This window comes from Bacillus sp. FSL H8-0492, assembly GCF_038006145.1.
GTDB classification, from domain to species: domain Bacteria; phylum Bacillota; class Bacilli; order Bacillales; family Bacillaceae_G; genus Bacillus_A; species Bacillus_A mycoides.
Genome location: NZ_JBBOUP010000001.1, coordinates 929,734 through 945,388 on the forward strand (window position 1 = coordinate 929,734; position 15,655 = coordinate 945,388).

Annotated in this window: 15 protein-coding genes and 1 pseudogene; 12 read left to right on the forward strand and 4 right to left on the reverse strand. The window is 37.4% G+C overall.

The window, feature by feature from the left end:
* Positions 1-16: 16 nt before the first annotated feature.
* A pseudogene (gene safA, locus MHH66_RS28560) lies at positions 17-173 on the forward strand (SafA/ExsA family spore coat assembly protein); the annotation flags it as partial.
* A gap of 1,928 nt (positions 174-2,101) precedes the next feature.
* Complete coding sequence (locus tag MHH66_RS04665; RefSeq protein WP_002034140.1) at positions 2,102-2,749, forward strand: YhcN/YlaJ family sporulation lipoprotein; 648 nt, start codon at positions 2,102-2,104, stop codon at positions 2,747-2,749.
* A 32-nt stretch (positions 2,750-2,781) separates the two neighbouring features.
* Here the strand turns inward: MHH66_RS04665 and MHH66_RS04670 are convergent, their stop codons facing one another.
* Entirely contained in the window at positions 2,782-3,216 is a 435-nt protein-coding gene (locus MHH66_RS04670; protein WP_078184461.1) for a branched-chain amino acid ABC transporter substrate-binding protein, read from the reverse strand.
* Between the two features lie 588 nt (positions 3,217-3,804).
* Here MHH66_RS04670 and MHH66_RS04675 point away from each other — a divergent pair.
* On the forward strand, positions 3,805-4,320 hold the full coding sequence (locus MHH66_RS04675) for a BofC C-terminal domain-containing protein (RefSeq protein WP_078184460.1): 516 nt from the start codon (positions 3,805-3,807) through the stop codon (positions 4,318-4,320).
* Positions 4,321-4,331: 11 nt separating this feature from the next.
* Here MHH66_RS04675 and MHH66_RS04680 read toward each other — a convergent pair whose 3' ends face one another.
* Positions 4,332-5,276, reverse strand: a complete 945-nt coding sequence (locus MHH66_RS04680) for an iron-hydroxamate ABC transporter substrate-binding protein (RefSeq protein WP_078184459.1) — start codon at positions 5,274-5,276, stop codon at positions 4,332-4,334.
* 188 nt (positions 5,277-5,464) lie between these two features.
* Between MHH66_RS04680 and ruvA the strand changes: the two genes are divergently transcribed.
* From ruvA to yajC, 6 genes are read left to right on the forward strand one after another with little or no spacing between them, the layout of a single operon-like run.
* Positions 5,465-6,082, forward strand: coding sequence for a Holliday junction DNA helicase RuvA (ruvA, locus tag MHH66_RS04685; protein WP_002088786.1), 618 nt, complete (start codon positions 5,465-5,467; stop codon positions 6,080-6,082).
* A 5-nt stretch (positions 6,083-6,087) separates the two neighbouring features.
* Positions 6,088-7,089 carry a Holliday junction branch migration DNA helicase RuvB gene (gene ruvB / locus MHH66_RS04690; protein WP_078184458.1) on the forward strand — a complete coding sequence of 334 codons (1,002 nt, stop codon included), beginning with the start codon at positions 6,088-6,090 and terminating at the stop codon, positions 7,087-7,089.
* On the forward strand, positions 7,086-7,286 hold the full coding sequence (locus MHH66_RS04695; RefSeq protein WP_000138161.1) for a DUF2905 domain-containing protein: 201 nt from the start codon (positions 7,086-7,088) through the stop codon (positions 7,284-7,286). Before ruvB ends, MHH66_RS04695 begins: the two co-directional genes overlap by 4 nt.
* 19 nt (positions 7,287-7,305) lie before the next feature.
* A complete protein-coding gene (gene queA / locus MHH66_RS04700) occupies positions 7,306-8,358 on the forward strand; it encodes a tRNA preQ1(34) S-adenosylmethionine ribosyltransferase-isomerase QueA (RefSeq protein WP_002167633.1) in 1,053 nt (350 codons plus the stop codon).
* A 12-nt stretch (positions 8,359-8,370) separates the two neighbouring features.
* Complete coding sequence (gene tgt, locus MHH66_RS04705) at positions 8,371-9,510, forward strand: tRNA guanosine(34) transglycosylase Tgt (protein WP_002015319.1); 1,140 nt, start codon at positions 8,371-8,373, stop codon at positions 9,508-9,510.
* A 27-nt stretch (positions 9,511-9,537) separates the two neighbouring features.
* Complete coding sequence (gene yajC, locus MHH66_RS04710) at positions 9,538-9,798, forward strand: preprotein translocase subunit YajC (protein ID WP_002015317.1); 261 nt, start codon at positions 9,538-9,540, stop codon at positions 9,796-9,798.
* Positions 9,799-9,835: 37 nt separating this feature from the next.
* Here yajC and MHH66_RS04715 read toward each other — a convergent pair whose 3' ends face one another.
* Positions 9,836-10,219, reverse strand: a complete 384-nt coding sequence (locus MHH66_RS04715; RefSeq protein ID WP_002015315.1) for a TIGR04086 family membrane protein — start codon at positions 10,217-10,219, stop codon at positions 9,836-9,838.
* Positions 10,220-10,322: 103 nt separating this feature from the next.
* Between MHH66_RS04715 and MHH66_RS04720 the strand changes: the two genes are divergently transcribed.
* Positions 10,323-10,979, forward strand: coding sequence for a DUF421 domain-containing protein (locus MHH66_RS04720; RefSeq protein WP_002143230.1), 657 nt, complete (start codon positions 10,323-10,325; stop codon positions 10,977-10,979).
* Positions 10,980-11,008: 29 nt separating this feature from the next.
* Here the strand turns inward: MHH66_RS04720 and spoVB are convergent, their stop codons facing one another.
* Entirely contained in the window at positions 11,009-12,568 is a 1,560-nt protein-coding gene (gene spoVB, locus MHH66_RS04725; RefSeq protein WP_002015313.1) for a stage V sporulation protein B, read from the reverse strand.
* 186 nt (positions 12,569-12,754) lie between these two features.
* On the opposite strand from spoVB, the gene MHH66_RS04730 reads away from it, so the two are divergent.
* Positions 12,755-13,039, forward strand: coding sequence for a post-transcriptional regulator (locus MHH66_RS04730; protein WP_063219499.1), 285 nt, complete (start codon positions 12,755-12,757; stop codon positions 13,037-13,039).
* 282 nt (positions 13,040-13,321) lie between these two features.
* A complete protein-coding gene (gene secDF / locus MHH66_RS04735; protein ID WP_063219498.1) occupies positions 13,322-15,586 on the forward strand; it encodes a protein translocase subunit SecDF in 2,265 nt (754 codons plus the stop codon).
* Positions 15,587-15,655 lie beyond the last annotated feature (69 nt).

Below are 15,655 nucleotides of genomic sequence, written 5' to 3' on the forward strand. Positions count from 1 at the left end.
ACAGGAGGGGGAAAATTTGAAAATTCATATCGTGCAAAAAGGGGAGACCCTTTGGAAAATTGCAAAAAAGTACGGAGTGGATTTTGAAACGCTAAAAAAAACAAATACACAGCTTAGCAATCCAGACCTAATTATGCCAGGGATGAAAATTAAAGTGCCATCGCATAGCGTTCATGTGAAACAACAAACTGGATCGGGTTCAGCGCCCCCGAAACAATATGTAAAAGAGGTGCAGCAAAAAGAGTTTGCATCAACACCAACGCCACTTGCAATAGAAGATGAAGATGAGATCACGTATCAATCAACACCTATTACACAACAACCAGCTATGCAACAAACGCAAAAAGAAATGCAGATAAAACCGCAAAAAGAAATACAGGTGAAGCCGCAAAAGGAAGTGCAAGTGAAGCCACAAAAAGAAGTACAAAAAGAAATTCCGATTCAAAAAGAGAAGCCAGTTGAAAAGCCACCTGTCATTCAAAAACCACCTGTTGTAGAGAAAGTAGAAAAACTAAAACCTACTACGAAAGAAAACACTAAATTTTCTATCAATGTGTTACCACAGCCACCGCAACCACCAATTAAAGCGAAAAAAGAATATAAGATTTCAGACGTAATAAAAAAGGGAAGCGAGTTAATTGCTCCTCAAATTAATAAAATGAAACCTAACAATGTCATTTCTCCGCAAACGAAAAAAGACAATATAGGAAACATAGTGTCACCGCAAGTGAAAAAAGAAAATATAGGGAATATAGTGTCACCGCAAGTGAAGAAAGAAAATATAGGGAATATAGTGTCACCGCAAGTGAAGAAAGAGAATGTAGGGAATATAGTGTCGCCGCAAGTGAAAAAAGAAAATGTAGGGAATATAGTGTCGCCGCAAGTGAAGAAAGAGAATGTAGGGAATATAGTGTCGCCGCAAGTGAAGAAAGAGAATGTAGGGAACATAGTCTCACCAAACGTATCAAAAGAAAGTGTTATTATCCCGCAAGTAATACCGCCTAATATTCAAGTGCCGAATATAATGCCAATAATGGATAACAATCAACCACCAAATATAATGCCAATAATGGATAACAATCAACCACCAAATATAATGCCAATAATGGATAACAATCAACCACCAAATATAATGCCGATAATGGATAACAACCAAATGCCAAATATGATGCCGATAGTGGATAACAATCAAATGCCGAACATGATGCCGATAATGGATAACAACCAAATGCCGAACATGATGCCGATAATGGATAACAATCAAATGCCGAACATGATGCCAATAATGGATAACAATCAAATGCCGAACATGATGCCAATAATGGATAACAATCAAATGCCGAACATGATGCCGATAATGGATAACCACCAAATGCCGAACATGATGCCAATAATGGATAACAATCAAATGCCGAGCATGATGCCGATAATGGATAACAATCAAATGCCGAACATGATGCCGATAATGGATAACAATCAAATGCCGAACATGATGCCGATAATGGATAACAACCAAATGCCAAACATGATGCCGATAATGGATAACAATCAAATGCCAAACATGATGCCATATCAACAGCCAATGATGCCGCCATATCCGCCGTATCAGCAACAAAATCCATACAATCAAATGCCGTATCAACAAATGGCGCCGCAATATACTTCTATGCCAAATCCAAATATGATGCCAATGGATAATAATATGCCGCCACTCGTGCAAGGTGAAGAAGATTGTGGATGCGGAGGAGAAAGTAGGTTATATAGTCCACAACCGGGTGGACCACAATATGCTAATCCTTTATATTATCAACCAACTCAGCCAGCATATGCACCACAGCCAGGAACGATGTATTATCAGCCGGACCCACCAAACGTATTTGGAGAACCAGTTTCAGAAGAAGAGGACGAAGAGGAAGTTTAAAAAAAGGTGGGGTTATTCCCACCTTTTTTGTATTCATGATAGTCAGGAATATGGTGAATTTACATTAAGTGCTAGAAAATTCCTAGTGAAATATTAACAGTGTAAAAACCCTCTCTGTTACTCATCATAAGGGGGAGCTTTTCGAAAGAGAAGTTCATTCTAACAGAGGGGGTTTTTGTATTGAATACGAAAGTAAAAGTTATTGCTGCTTCTTTGTTAGTTACCAGTGCATTAGCTGCATGTGGTACACCAAAAGATAATAATGCGATGGATGGACGTAACTACAATTACGAGCGTACATCTTATAATGATACACACCAGTATCGTGATAATGTAGCGCGTAACGATCGTTCTACAGATTATGTAACATATAGAAACGGTCGTAACGATACAGGATATAATAATTATTACCGTGATGTAAATTACAATGGGCAAATTGCTAATCCACACCCAACTCGTAATATTACAATGAACAATTCATACATTAACAATGATGGTAAAACTGCGGAGAAAATTACGAATCGTGTGAAACGTATGAATAACGTAGACCGAGTTTCTACAGTTGTATATGGAAACGATGTAGCGATTGCGGTAAAACCACGTAATACAGCGACGAATGAAACAGCGATGGCGAACGAAATTCGTCAAGCTGTTGTGAATGAAGTTGGAAATAGAAACGTATATGTTTCTGTAAGAAATGACATGTTTACTCGTGTCGATGCAATGAGTACGCGTTTACGTAACGGCACAGCTACAAACGATTTTAATCGTGACATAACAAATATGTTCCGAGACATTCGTTACGGCCTGACTGGTACTATGCGATAACAAATCAAAGAGGAAGGGATAGCCCTTCCTCTTTATTCATCTTCGTCTTGTAAACGTCGTTTTTTTATAAAATAACTAACGGAGTAAGACGCTAAAAAGCATATGAAGAGAATACCACCTGTTAAAATAGCTTCAAATAGAGGTCTTTCTGGACTGAAAATGATATAAATAATAGCCATGATAATTCCTACAATAAGAGAGCGCAAAATAATTTTGTAATAAGGAGTTAACTTTATTTCATTTTCGCTTTCTTCTACATCGATAGAAACGCTTAACTGTAAATAACTAAGTACAATACTTGTAAGAATAAATAATAACCACAATGGAGATTTCGTAATTTGATCCATTCCTTCTGTGAATCCGATATAGCCTAAAATTCCGATTATACCAATTGATTGAAAAAGAAAGGCAATACGTATGTTTTTTAACATTTGGAGTATGAGGCGTTCATCTTTAATTTTTTTCAAGGCATTCATCCCCTGTTTATATTTATAGTATTAATTGTAACATATATATTACATTAATCAATTTATAATTTACATAAATTTCAATTGGTTGAAAGAGGAAGAAAAATATATTTAGAAATATATTGCGCTTCTACCTTGTTAATGTTATATTAGCAAAGCGATGAGCTAATTTACGTAAGTCGAGAGATATGCTTAAGTGCTAAACACGCGAATGTGGTCGCCTGGTCTTTCGCCGTAAACGCATCAGACGCCTGCTTTGCAGGCGTCTTTCATTTTATATAAAAGTAAATGATACATGCAGATGAGGATTAACCCTTATCTGCATTTTTTGTCCCGCTATTTGTGGGCAGTAAGACTCCCACCTCAAAATTCGGCGAATGCGAGGGAGTTAGGTGGGAGATCCACTGCCCGTAAAAGCCCGATTGGTTTAACTAATAATCAGTGGGGGGATGAACAAAACCCCCCACTGATTAAAGTTTCACTTTATTTTCCTTAGAAATTTAATGCTATTGTTTATATGGATAAAACCCCCATTTCCGGAAAAGCTACAAATGAAAGTATGATTTTGCCTAGAAGAGGTGAACGGAAATGAAATGGATGCTAATTGCAGTGCAAGCTTTCATTGTGATGTTTTGCTTAGCTTATGGATCCGGTGTGAGGGCAGAAGTAGTAGAAAAAGAACCTCAAGTTACAATTTTATTAGAGCGCATGTATGTTGATGGAGAAGTAAGTGAGGAAATACTGACAGAAAAAGTAGCGGATTTAGAAAAATTTTTGCAGCAATATAAAGAATGGCAACTTGTTGATCGTGATGATGTGCAAATCGTATTACAAAGGAAAGTTGATGATATTTCTCCTTTACTGAAAACGAGCGGTTATTTTGGTGTTTCAGAGGAAGGGATATTGCAAATTTTTAAAGGGGTACCGAAAAGTGATAACGCGATCCATTCCTTCTTTCAAATTGATATGAAAAAGCTTGAGAGTTATGAGCGAGCAAAACTAAAGCGTGGTATTCGTATTAAGTCAAAAGAAGGATTCGTGAAGACAATCGAAAAAATGAAGCAATACGCAGTGCAAAATAAGAAAAAAAGCAGCTCAGGGTGAGCTGCTTTTTCTTATTTATTCTTAGCTAAAATCTCTTTTGCGATTTCATCAATTAGCATATCTTTTCCGATTGGATTGAATGCTTTCGTATTGAAGGCTTCATTCGATACTTCATATACGTGATTGTTTTTTACTGCTTTATTATCTTTCCAAACCGCACTGTTTTTATAGTCTTCGTACACTTTATCAGCTTCTCCGCCGAAGTTTACAATAAACATTTGATCAGGCTGGAATGCAACAAGACCTTCTAGTGATACTTGTGCCATCGTTTGTTTTAAATCTGTACCTTTTGTTGCTGGAAGCTTTAAGTCGTTAAAGATGATGTCACCGTATCCGAAGCTACCGTATACACGGAAGTTTTGTGGTGTAACTGCAACGAACATAAAGTTCTCATCTTTTGTTTTCTCTTTAATTTTTTTAGATAAAGAGTCTGCTTTTTTATCGTAATCTGCAATCCATTTGTCTGCTTTCTTTTCTTCGTCAAATAGTTTGCCTACTTCTTTAAACTTACCGCGCCAGTCTTCTAGATTTGTTTCCAGAACAACTGTCGGTGCCACTTTTTTTAGTTGATCATAAATTTTCAATTGACGATTGTTTAAAATAATTAAGTCTGGTTTTAAAGCAGTAACAGCCTCTAAATCAACTTTAGGTGCCCAATACCAGCCAACTGCTTTTACTCCGTCTAACTTTTCAGTTAAATGATTTTGGATTTTATCTTTATATGTGTTTGCTGTGCCAACAGGTTTATGTCCAAGGATTAATAATTCCTCTGTTGATCCAGATAAATCAACAATTCTCTTTGGATTAGCTGGAATTGTTGCTTCCCCTTTAGCATGTTTTACAACTTTCGTTTTCGGTTGTTCTTTTGCTTTTGATTCTTCTTTTTGAGAAGAACAGCCAACGATAGAAAGAACAACTAGCATAATAGTAAATAAAATAAATAGCTTTTGTTTCATCCTGATGTAACCCCTTTAATTAGTATTGATAATCATTATCGATTTCTGTATATTAAGGGGCTTTATCCTTTCTGTCAATGGAAAATAACAGAAGTTTTAAACAGAGAACATTCGTTGGGGTATTCTCGCTTTTCTATCATTAAATATGTTAAAATGGAATACATGATTTAAGAGGGAGAGATCGTATTTTGTTTGAATATGTTACAGGCTACGTGGAGTATGTAGGACCGGAATATGTCGTAATTGATCATAATGGAATTGGTTATCAAATTTTCACACCAAATCCGTATGTATTTCAAAGAAGTAAGCAAGAAATCCGTGTCTATACATATCATTATGTGAGAGAAGATATTATGGCACTTTACGGGTTTAAAACACGTGAAGAGCGTTTATTATTTACAAAATTGTTAGGTGTATCGGGGATTGGACCAAAAGGTGCTCTTGCAATTTTAGCTTCTGGTCAAACCGGACAGGTCGTTCAAGCGATTGAACATGAAGATGAGAAGTTCTTAGTGAAGTTCCCAGGCGTCGGAAAGAAAACAGCGCGCCAAATGATTTTAGATTTAAAAGGAAAACTAGCAGATGTTGTACCAGATGCTTTTGTTGATTTGTTCTCAGATACTGAAAGTTTTGATACGAAGAAAGGTTCATCAGTTGAACTTGATGAAGCACTGGAAGCACTGCGTGCACTTGGCTATGCAGAACGAGAAGTCTCTCGCGTTGTACCAGAGTTATTAAAAGAATCACTAACGACGGATCAGTATATTAAAAAGGCACTTAGTCTTTTACTAAATGGTAAGAGGTGAGTATAATGGACGAACGTCTCCTTTCAGGGGAATCTGGATACGAAGATGCGGATTTAGAGTATTCATTACGGCCACAGACGCTCCGTCAGTATATTGGCCAAGATAAAGCGAAACATAATTTAGAAGTGTTTATTGAAGCGGCGAAAATGCGTGAAGAAACGTTAGATCACGTACTTTTATATGGGCCACCTGGACTTGGTAAAACGACGCTTGCGAATATTATTGCCAATGAAATGGGTGTTAACATTCGAACGACGTCAGGTCCTGCAATTGAAAGACCAGGAGATTTAGCGGCTGTATTAACAGCACTTCAGCCTGGGGATGTATTATTTATTGATGAAATTCATCGTTTGCATAGATCTATTGAAGAAGTGCTATACCCAGCGATGGAAGACTTTTGCCTTGATATCGTTATTGGGAAAGGACCATCAGCTCGCTCTGTACGCCTAGATTTACCTCCATTTACGCTAGTTGGGGCAACGACGCGTGCAGGTGCATTATCAGCACCACTTCGTGACCGTTTCGGTGTACTTTCACGATTAGAGTACTATACAGTAGATCAGCTTTCTGCGATTGTAGAACGCACAGCAGAAGTGTTTGAAGTTGAAATAGATTCGTTAGCTGCATTAGAAATTGCAAGACGTGCCCGTGGTACACCTCGTATTGCGAATCGTCTATTACGACGTGTACGTGACTTCGCACAAGTTCGCAGTGACGGAACGATTGCGATGGAAATTACACAAATGGCGTTAGAACTATTACAAGTAGATAAATTAGGACTTGATCATATCGACCATAAATTACTGCTTGGTATTATTGAAAAGTTCCGCGGTGGTCCAGTTGGATTAGAAACTGTTTCAGCAACGATTGGGGAAGAATCTCATACGATTGAAGATGTGTACGAGCCGTATTTATTACAAATTGGCTTTTTACAAAGAACGCCAAGAGGCCGGATCGTAACACCGCTCGCATATGAGCATTTCGGAATGGAGATGCCCCAAGTATGACGGAGATGCCAAAGTTGCTTATTACAGCTGGTATTTTGCTCATTGTTGTTGGATTAGCTTGGAAGTTCATAGGAAGGCTTCCAGGCGATATTTTTGTGAAAAAAGGTAACGTTACCTTTTATTTTCCTATCATTACATGTATTGTGTTAAGTATTGCATTATCTTTCATTATGTATATAATAAATCGATTCAAATAAGAAATAGGTGGATACAGTTATGGATATTAATCTGTTTGATTTTCATTTACCAGAAGAACTCATTGCACAAATTCCGCTTGAAGAGCGTGAAACATCAAGATTGATGGTGTTAGACCGTGAAACAGGAGATATTGAGCATAAACATTTTACAGACATTCTTTCTTACTTACAAGAGGGGGATTGTTTAGTTTTAAATGAAACGAAAGTGATGCCAGCTCGCTTGCACGGTGTGAAAGAAGATACAGGTGCACACATTGAAGTGCTTCTTTTGAAACAAGAGGAAGGCGATAAGTGGGAAACGCTTATAAAGCCAGCGAAGCGTGTAAAAGAAGGAACTGTCATCTCTTTTGGTGAAGGGAAGTTAAAAGCAACTTGCATTGGAACAGCAGATCAAGGTGGGCGTCAACTTGAGTTTTCATATGACGGCATCTTTTATGAAATTTTAGACGAGCTTGGAGAAATGCCACTTCCTCCATATATTAAAGAGACGCTAGAAGATCGCGATCGTTATCAAACGGTATATGCGAAGGAAATCGGTTCAGCAGCAGCACCGACGGCTGGCCTTCACTTTACAGAAGAGTTACTTGAGAAATTGAAGCAAAAAGGCGTCGGGTTAGCATTCATTACACTCCATGTAGGACTTGGAACTTTTAGACCAGTTTCTGCAGATACTATTGAAGAGCATCATATGCACGCAGAGTATTACCATATGTCTGAAGAGACTGCGGCGTTATTAAACCGCGTGAAAGAGAATGGCGGCCGTATTATTACTGTAGGTACGACATCAACTCGTACGTTAGAAACGATTGCGACAGATAATAGTGGTAAGCTTTGCGCAGCTTCTGGCTGGACAGATATTTTTATGTACCCAGGATATGAATTTAAAGCAATTGATGGTTTAATTACAAACTTCCATTTGCCGAAATCAACATTAATTATGCTTGTAAGTGCATTTTCAAATAGAGATAATGTACTTCATGCTTATAATGAAGCAGTAAAAGAAAAATATCGTTTCTTTAGTTTCGGTGATGCAATGTTCGTTGCATCTCACGCTAAAATGAGAAACAAATAAAAGGAGTAAATTATGACAGCAATTCGTTATGAATTTATTAAAACTTGTAAACAAACGGGTGCGCGTTTAGGTCGAGTGCACACGCCACACGGCTCATTTGATACACCGACATTTATGCCAGTTGGTACACTTGCAACAGTTAAAACAATGTCACCAGAAGAATTAAAAGCAATGGATTCTGGCATTATTTTAAGCAATACGTATCATTTATGGCTACGTCCAGGCCACGAAATTATTCGTGAAGCAGGTGGCTTGCATAAGTTTATGAACTGGGATCGTGCAATCTTAACGGATTCAGGTGGATTCCAAGTATTTAGCTTAAGTGATTTCCGACGTATTGAAGAGGAAGGTGTTCATTTCCGCAATCACTTAAATGGCGATAAATTATTCTTATCTCCAGAAAAAGCGATGGAAATCCAAAATGCATTAGGTTCAGATATCATGATGGCATTTGATGAGTGTCCACCGTTCCCAGCTACTTTTGAATACATGAAAAAGTCGGTAGAGCGTACAAGCCGCTGGGCAGAGCGTTGCCTAAAGGCGCATGAACGTCCACAAGATCAAGGTTTATTCGGTATTGTACAGGGCGGGGAGTTTGAAGAACTTCGTCGTCAAAGTGCGAAAGATCTTGTTTCAATGGACTTCCCTGGCTATGCTATCGGCGGTCTATCTGTTGGTGAACCGAAGGATATTATGAATCGTGTTCTTGAGTTTACAACACCACTTCTTCCTGATGATAAACCACGTTATTTAATGGGTGTAGGTTCTCCTGACTCGTTAATTGATGGTGCGATTCGCGGTGTTGATATGTTTGACTGTGTACTTCCAACTCGTATCGCTCGAAATGGTACATGTATGACAAGTGAAGGCCGCTTAGTTGTGAAAAATGCGAAATTCGCTAGAGACTTCGGGCCGCTTGATCCGAACTGTGATTGCTACACATGTAAAAACTATTCTCGTGCGTACATTCGTCACTTAATGAAATGTGATGAAACGTTCGGAATTCGTTTAACGTCTTATCACAACCTTCATTTTCTGTTAAACTTAATGGAGCAGGTGAGACAAGCTATTCGTGAAGACCGTCTTGGCGATTTCCGCGAAGAGTTCTTTGAACAGTATGGCTTTAATAAACCGAATGCTAAAAACTTCTAATACATAATTTAAAAGGAGGAACACAAGATGAATGCAGGTATGATGAATATCGTTATGATTGTTGCGATGTTTGCGATTTTCTATTTCTTATTAATTCGCCCGCAACAAAAGCGTCAAAAAGCAGTTGCACAAATGCAAAATGAAATCAAAAAAGGTGATGCTATCGTAACAATCGGTGGTTTACACGCTACAATCGAATCAGTGGATGAAACAAAAATTGTTGTTAAATCTGGTGGTGCACACTTAACTTTCGATCGCAATGCGATTCGTGAAGTTGTGAAAAACTAATGATGAAGGCCCTGCATGAAATGTGCAGGGCCTTTTTTTAACTATTTTGTTTTGACATATTTACACCGAAAATACCTCCGAGTGTACTCGCACCCATCAATGCTAATTGGTAGAGTAACTGTGAGTTCGATAAAGTTTGAGAGAAGCCTAAATAGTTAACGAGAAAGACGAGAATAGCGAATGTAAGGCCTGTTGTGAAACCTACTAGCCATCCTTTTCCTTGTGCCTTTTTACCAGCAATAAATCCAGACATAAGCATAGATAGAAGGGCTATTATAAAAATAATAATTACTAATGTCCCTTCATTAATATTCGTAAATTTTAATAAAAGAGCCATGATCATACTTGTAATAGATGCGAGGATTAATAGGGTAATAATACCGAAGCCGATTGCGCTCGATAATTTTTTCGTTCCATCCATTATGCATTCCCCCTTTTTAATACAAGCATATTTTCATTTTGTTTAAGTTAGACTAGTTTCTTTTTTGTAGGGGAGCCTATAAGTAAAAAAAGGGGATGTAGAAATGGAATGGGTATCAATAATCGGACGAACAATGCTTTTGTATATAATCATTTTAATTATTTTTCGTCTTATGGGTAAACGTGAAATTGGAGAATTAAGTGTATTAGATTTAGTTGTATTCATTATGCTCGGTGAAATGGCTGTAGTGGCAATCGAAAATACTGATAAATCACTTTGGCATCAATTAGTTCCAATGACTTTTCTTATGTGTATACAAATCATTTTGTCGGTCATTTCTTTAAAGTTCCAGCGTTTTCGGCATTTAATAGAAGGGGAGCCTGCGATTCTTGTGAATGCAGGTAAAATTGATGAAAAAAAGATGCGGAAGCAGCGATATAACATAGATGATTTATTGATGCAACTACGTGAGCAAGGAATCGGAGATGTGCGTGATGTAGAATACGCTATTTTAGAACCATCTGGAAAGTTATCTGTCTTTCAAAAACAAAAAAGTAAAAAGAGCAAAAATGATACACCAATTTTTACACTCCCACTAATTATTGATGGAGAAATTCAATACAATCATTTGCAAATGATTGAACATACAGATGGGTGGCTCGTTGAGAAACTGAATAACTTAGGTTATAAAGATGTGAAACGGATTTTATATTGTAGTTTTCAAAATGGACAGTTTTTCGTTGATTTGAAAGAAAATTAGAGGCTTACCATTTTGAATGGCAAGCCTGCTTACTTCAAAAATGAAAGTTTCCGAATGATAGGGAGACGACTTAATTCTTCTTTTCGAATGAGTTTGAAAACGAAGAGGAGAACGATATAAACGATTGTTGTTAAAGTGATTTCCCATAATGTTTGTATGCCAAGTGAATGAGAAAAAACGATATACTTATGAAGATAAAAACCGAAGGTACCAGCAATCCCGATAGCAATTCCGCCGAAAATATAGTCTTTTGCATAAATGGTAAATGCAATTTTCTTTAAAACAGTGGCGTAGTGAAGGAATGTTACGGTTACTATATTTGCTGCGATGGCGAGGGCAACCCCCATCATTTGGAACTCTGGGCGTGAAGCGAGTACAAAGATAACGATTAATTTTACGATAGCGCCAATAAATGTGTTCATCATAGCAGCGCGTGCTAAGTTTAAAGCTTGCAACACAGATGTAAGGGGGCTTTGAAAATAATGAAATAAAAAGCAAGGTGCAAGAAGCTGGATGAAAGCGGCCGCGTTGTCTGATCCGTACATGAGAGTTAAAACTGGAGAAGCAAATACATATAATATAACGACTGACCATCCGCCGGTTATTAAGGAAATTCGAAGTGCTTGTTGTAATCGGTGTTCTACTAATTTGTGTTGTCTCTTTGCCATTGCCTCGCTAATTGATGGGACGAGTGCTGTAGAAAGAGCATATGTAATAAAGGCTGGCAGTGATAGAAGTGGGAATGCATATCCGTTTAATATACCGTATTGCTGAGTTGCGACAGAAGCAGCAACGCCGGCGATCGCTAAGCTTTGCATAACGACGATAGGTTCAAAGAAATAAGAAACGGAACCAATTAAACGGCTTCCTGTAGTTGGTAAAGCAATGTCCATAAGGGAATAAAATGTATTTTTGCTCTCCTTTACAGTAGTGAAAAATCCAGAGCGTATAGATAAATGTTTTTCGCGTTGGAATAAAGTAAGTAAAAATAATAAAGATGCAACTTCACCTAGAACAGCTGATAGCATGGCACCGGCTGCAGCATATTCTACGCCGTAAGGTAAAAATAACCGAATGCATACAGCGATAATTGTAATGCGGACAACTTGTTCTATGACTTGAGCGTAAGCGCTCGGCTTCATGTTTTGTTTCCCTTGGAAATAACCACGTAAAACGGAAGAAACTGCAATAACGGGGACGACAGGTAAAATAGCCATTAATGGATAGTAAGTTCTTTCATCTGTTAATAATGTTTTTGCTAAAATAGGTGTGAGTAGCATAATCCCAATTGTTAAAATGATACTAATAATGGATGTAACGGCTAGTGAGACAGTTAATATTTTTTTAACTCTTTGCTTATCGTTCACTGCTTCTGCTTCTGCTACAAATTTTGCGATTGCAACAGGAAGGCCAATTTGTGTTAATGTAATTGCTAAAATGAAGGTGGGGACAGCCATCATATAAAGGCCGACGCCTTCTTCGCCTAAAATACGTGCCATTACAATGCGGTTAATAAATCCAAGGATTTTTGTAATAAAACCGGCTATCATTAAAATAAATGCGCCTTTTAAAAAGCTTTGTCTCGTCATACTCTTCTCCTACCTTCTCAAAATCAATGGAATGATTTACAATAATTTATATGCACGTATGAGACAAGAATGACAAGCATTTAAGAGAGTGAAGTATGAATGGTACTCTTGAAAGAAGTTATTACTGTCCATTAGAGCGGGATTAAAAGCGACTTTTCGTGCTGAAATAAGAAGGAGATGTTATATATGTTGGATAAAGAGGCTTTGGTAGAATCATACCGCGGACAGTTACAAGTCGTTTTAGAAAGTAAAGTAGAAGAGTTTCAAATGTTCGGTTACGACCGAGTGACAGATAATGATATTTGGAAGTTTCTCAAGGCAAAAAAGTGGAAAAAGATAAATAGTGATGTTAGGTTATATGAATTAGTAAATGATGTATTAAGAGTAAGTACTAATGAATATATGAATTATTTAACTGTTGAAGCATATCAAGCGCCACTTTGGTCGTTTGATGAATATGAAAATAAATAACCGACTGTAATTGGTTTGTTCTTCCTTTTGCAGTATAATGATAGGTATTGATAAAGAGGAATTAATTATGTCTAAGATTATATATAAAGGAGGTAGTGAAGAGGAAAAATAAATAATGAATAGTGTAGGTATTGTGAAAAGCTTACCGACACAGCTAGTGATGAACTAGCGGAAATACATGTATTTTATAGAAAGTAAGTCTACTAACTAGGCGTATGCACACGTGCGAAAATGAATCGTAAGAGATTTATTGAAAGTGTTAGTAGCAGAAAGAGGGTACATATGGCAAAGCGTGGTACAAGAATTGCCGCCTTTTTCCTCATCGTTTTATTAATTGGTGGAGTAATTGGTGCGGCAGGAAAAGACATAGCAAAAGGAATTAGTCTAGGACTAGACCTTCGCGGTGGTTTTGAAATTCTGTATGAAGTAAAACCAGCCAAAAAAGGTGATAAAATTGACCGAGAGGCACTTGTAAGTACAGTAGGTGCTCTTGAAAATCGTGTCAATGCACTCGGTGTAAGTGAGCCGAACATTCAAATCGAAGGACAGGATCGAATTCGTGTGCAGCTTGCTGGTGTACAAGATCAGCAAAAAGCACGTGAAATGTTATCAACGCAAGCGAAATTAACATTCCGTGATGTAGATGACAACCTTCTTATGGATGGAGCGGATTTAAAAGGCGGCGGAGCGAAGCAAACATTTGATGATAAAGGTCGTCCAAGTGTTGGACTTACGTTAAAAAGCGCTGAAAAATTCCGTGAAGTAACAGAGAAGATTTCAAAAATGCCACCACCAACGAATTTAATGGTAATTTGGCTTGATTTTGAAGAAGGAAAAGATTCGTATAAAGCAGAATCTGTAAAACCGAATCCAAAGTTTTTATCAGCGGCAACAGTAGAACAAGTATTTAATCAAGCTGAAGTATCTATCGTAGGTGGAAACTTTACAGTTGAAAGTGCGAAAGAACTGTCATCTTTATTAAATGCAGGTGCACTTCCTGTTGATTTAAAAGAAATGTATTCAACATCTGTTGGAGCAAAATTTGGTCAACAAGCATTAGAGCAAACGATTTTCGCTAGTGCAATCGGTATTGCTATTATCTTCTTATTTATGCTTGTATTCTACCGTTTACCAGGGCTTGTAGCGGTTATTATGTTAGGTTTATACATTTTCGTTACATTACTTGTCTTTAACTGGATGCATGCGGTTCTCACGTTGCCAGGTATTGCGGCATTAGTGCTCGGGGTAGGTATCGCAGTAGATGCGAATATTATTACGTACGAGAGGTTAAAGGAAGAGCTGAAAATTGGTAAGTCAATGATGTCAGCATTTCGTGCTGGTAACCATCGTTCATTAGCAACAATTTTAGATGCGAACATTACAACGATTGCAGCAGCGGGTGTATTATTTGCTTACGGTAATAGCTCTGTAAAAGGTTTCGCAACAAGTTTAATTGTTAGTATTTTAGTCGGTTTCATTACGAACGTATTCGGTACTCGTTTCTTACTAGGTTTACTTGTAAAGAGCCGTTACTTCGATAAAAAACAATCTTACTTTGGTGTTAAGGAAAAGGATATTATTCCATTAACAAAAGGTGTAGTACATCCGCCAACGAGATTTGATCGTATTAACTTCGTAAATATCGGTCATAAATTCTTCTTATTCTCAATTGTAGTCGTAATTGCTGGGGCAATTATATTACCGATTTTCAAAATGAATCTTGGTATTGACTTTGCAAGTGGGACACGTATCGACTTGCAATCAAAACAAGCAGTTACTGTGTCTGATGTTCATAAAGATTTTAAAGAATTGAACATCGATGTGAAGGAAGAAAATATTGTACCGACTGGAGATGACAATAAAGGTTTCGCAGTTCGTACATTAGGTGTTCTATCAAAAGATGAAATTGCGAAAACAAAAACATTCTTCCACGATAAATACGGTACAGATCCGAATGTAAGTACAGTTTCACCGACAATCGGTAAAGAGATTGCACGAAATGCATTTATCGCAGTATTAATTGCTTCTGCAGTAATCGTTTTATACGTAAGTATTCGTTTCCGTCTTACGTACGCAGTATCTGCAGTAATCGCATTATTACATGATGCGTTCGTTATGATTGTTGTATTTAGTCTTTTCCAGATAGAGGTAGACTTAACGTTTATCGCTGCGGTATTAACGATTATTGGTTACTCTATCAATGACTCAATCGTTACGTTTGATAGAAACCGTGAGTTATACAAACAGAAAAAACGAGTTCGCGACATAAAAGATTTAGAAGAAATCGTAAACTCAAGTATTCGTCAAACAATTGGTCGTTCAATTAATACAGTGTTAACAGTGTTATTCCCAGTAATCACACTACTTATTTTCGGTAGTGAATCACTGCGTAACTTCTCACTTGCATTATTAATTGGATTAGTTGTAGGTACGTATTCTTCTATTTTCGTGGCTTCTCAAATTTGGTTGATGCTTGAAAACCGTCGTTTGAAAAGGGGAAAAAACAAGAAGAAGGTTGAGAAAGAAGAACCTGAACCGCAAGTATAAAAAAGATGATGTCTCATTATGAGGCATCTCTTTTTTCGTTTGTGGATACAATAAGATAGCAACTTTTGA

What these genes read in the sequence shown, in the direction of transcription:
- MHH66_RS04675 (WP_078184460.1), top strand. Translation starts at nt 3,805, where the DNA reads ATGAAATGGATGCTAATTGCAGTGCAAGCTTTCATTGTGATGTTTTGC.
- MHH66_RS04680 (WP_078184459.1), bottom strand. Translation starts at nt 5,276, where the DNA reads ATGAAACAAAAGCTATTTATTTTATTTACTATTATGCTAGTTGTTCTT.
- ruvB (WP_078184458.1), top strand. Translation starts at nt 6,088, where the DNA reads ATGGACGAACGTCTCCTTTCAGGGGAATCTGGATACGAAGATGCGGAT.
- MHH66_RS04695 (WP_000138161.1), top strand. Translation starts at nt 7,086, where the DNA reads ATGACGGAGATGCCAAAGTTGCTTATTACAGCTGGTATTTTGCTCATT.
- queA (WP_002167633.1), top strand. Translation starts at nt 7,306, where the DNA reads ATGGATATTAATCTGTTTGATTTTCATTTACCAGAAGAACTCATTGCA.
- tgt (WP_002015319.1), top strand. Translation starts at nt 8,371, where the DNA reads ATGACAGCAATTCGTTATGAATTTATTAAAACTTGTAAACAAACGGGT.
- yajC (WP_002015317.1), top strand. Translation starts at nt 9,538, where the DNA reads ATGAATGCAGGTATGATGAATATCGTTATGATTGTTGCGATGTTTGCG.
- MHH66_RS04715 (WP_002015315.1), bottom strand. Translation starts at nt 10,219, where the DNA reads ATGGATGGAACGAAAAAATTATCGAGCGCAATCGGCTTCGGTATTATT.
- MHH66_RS04720 (WP_002143230.1), top strand. Translation starts at nt 10,323, where the DNA reads ATGGAATGGGTATCAATAATCGGACGAACAATGCTTTTGTATATAATC.
- spoVB (WP_002015313.1), bottom strand. Translation starts at nt 12,568, where the DNA reads ATGACGAGACAAAGCTTTTTAAAAGGCGCATTTATTTTAATGATAGCC.
- MHH66_RS04730 (WP_063219499.1), top strand. Translation starts at nt 12,755, where the DNA reads ATGTTGGATAAAGAGGCTTTGGTAGAATCATACCGCGGACAGTTACAA.
- secDF (WP_063219498.1), top strand. Translation starts at nt 13,322, where the DNA reads ATGGCAAAGCGTGGTACAAGAATTGCCGCCTTTTTCCTCATCGTTTTA.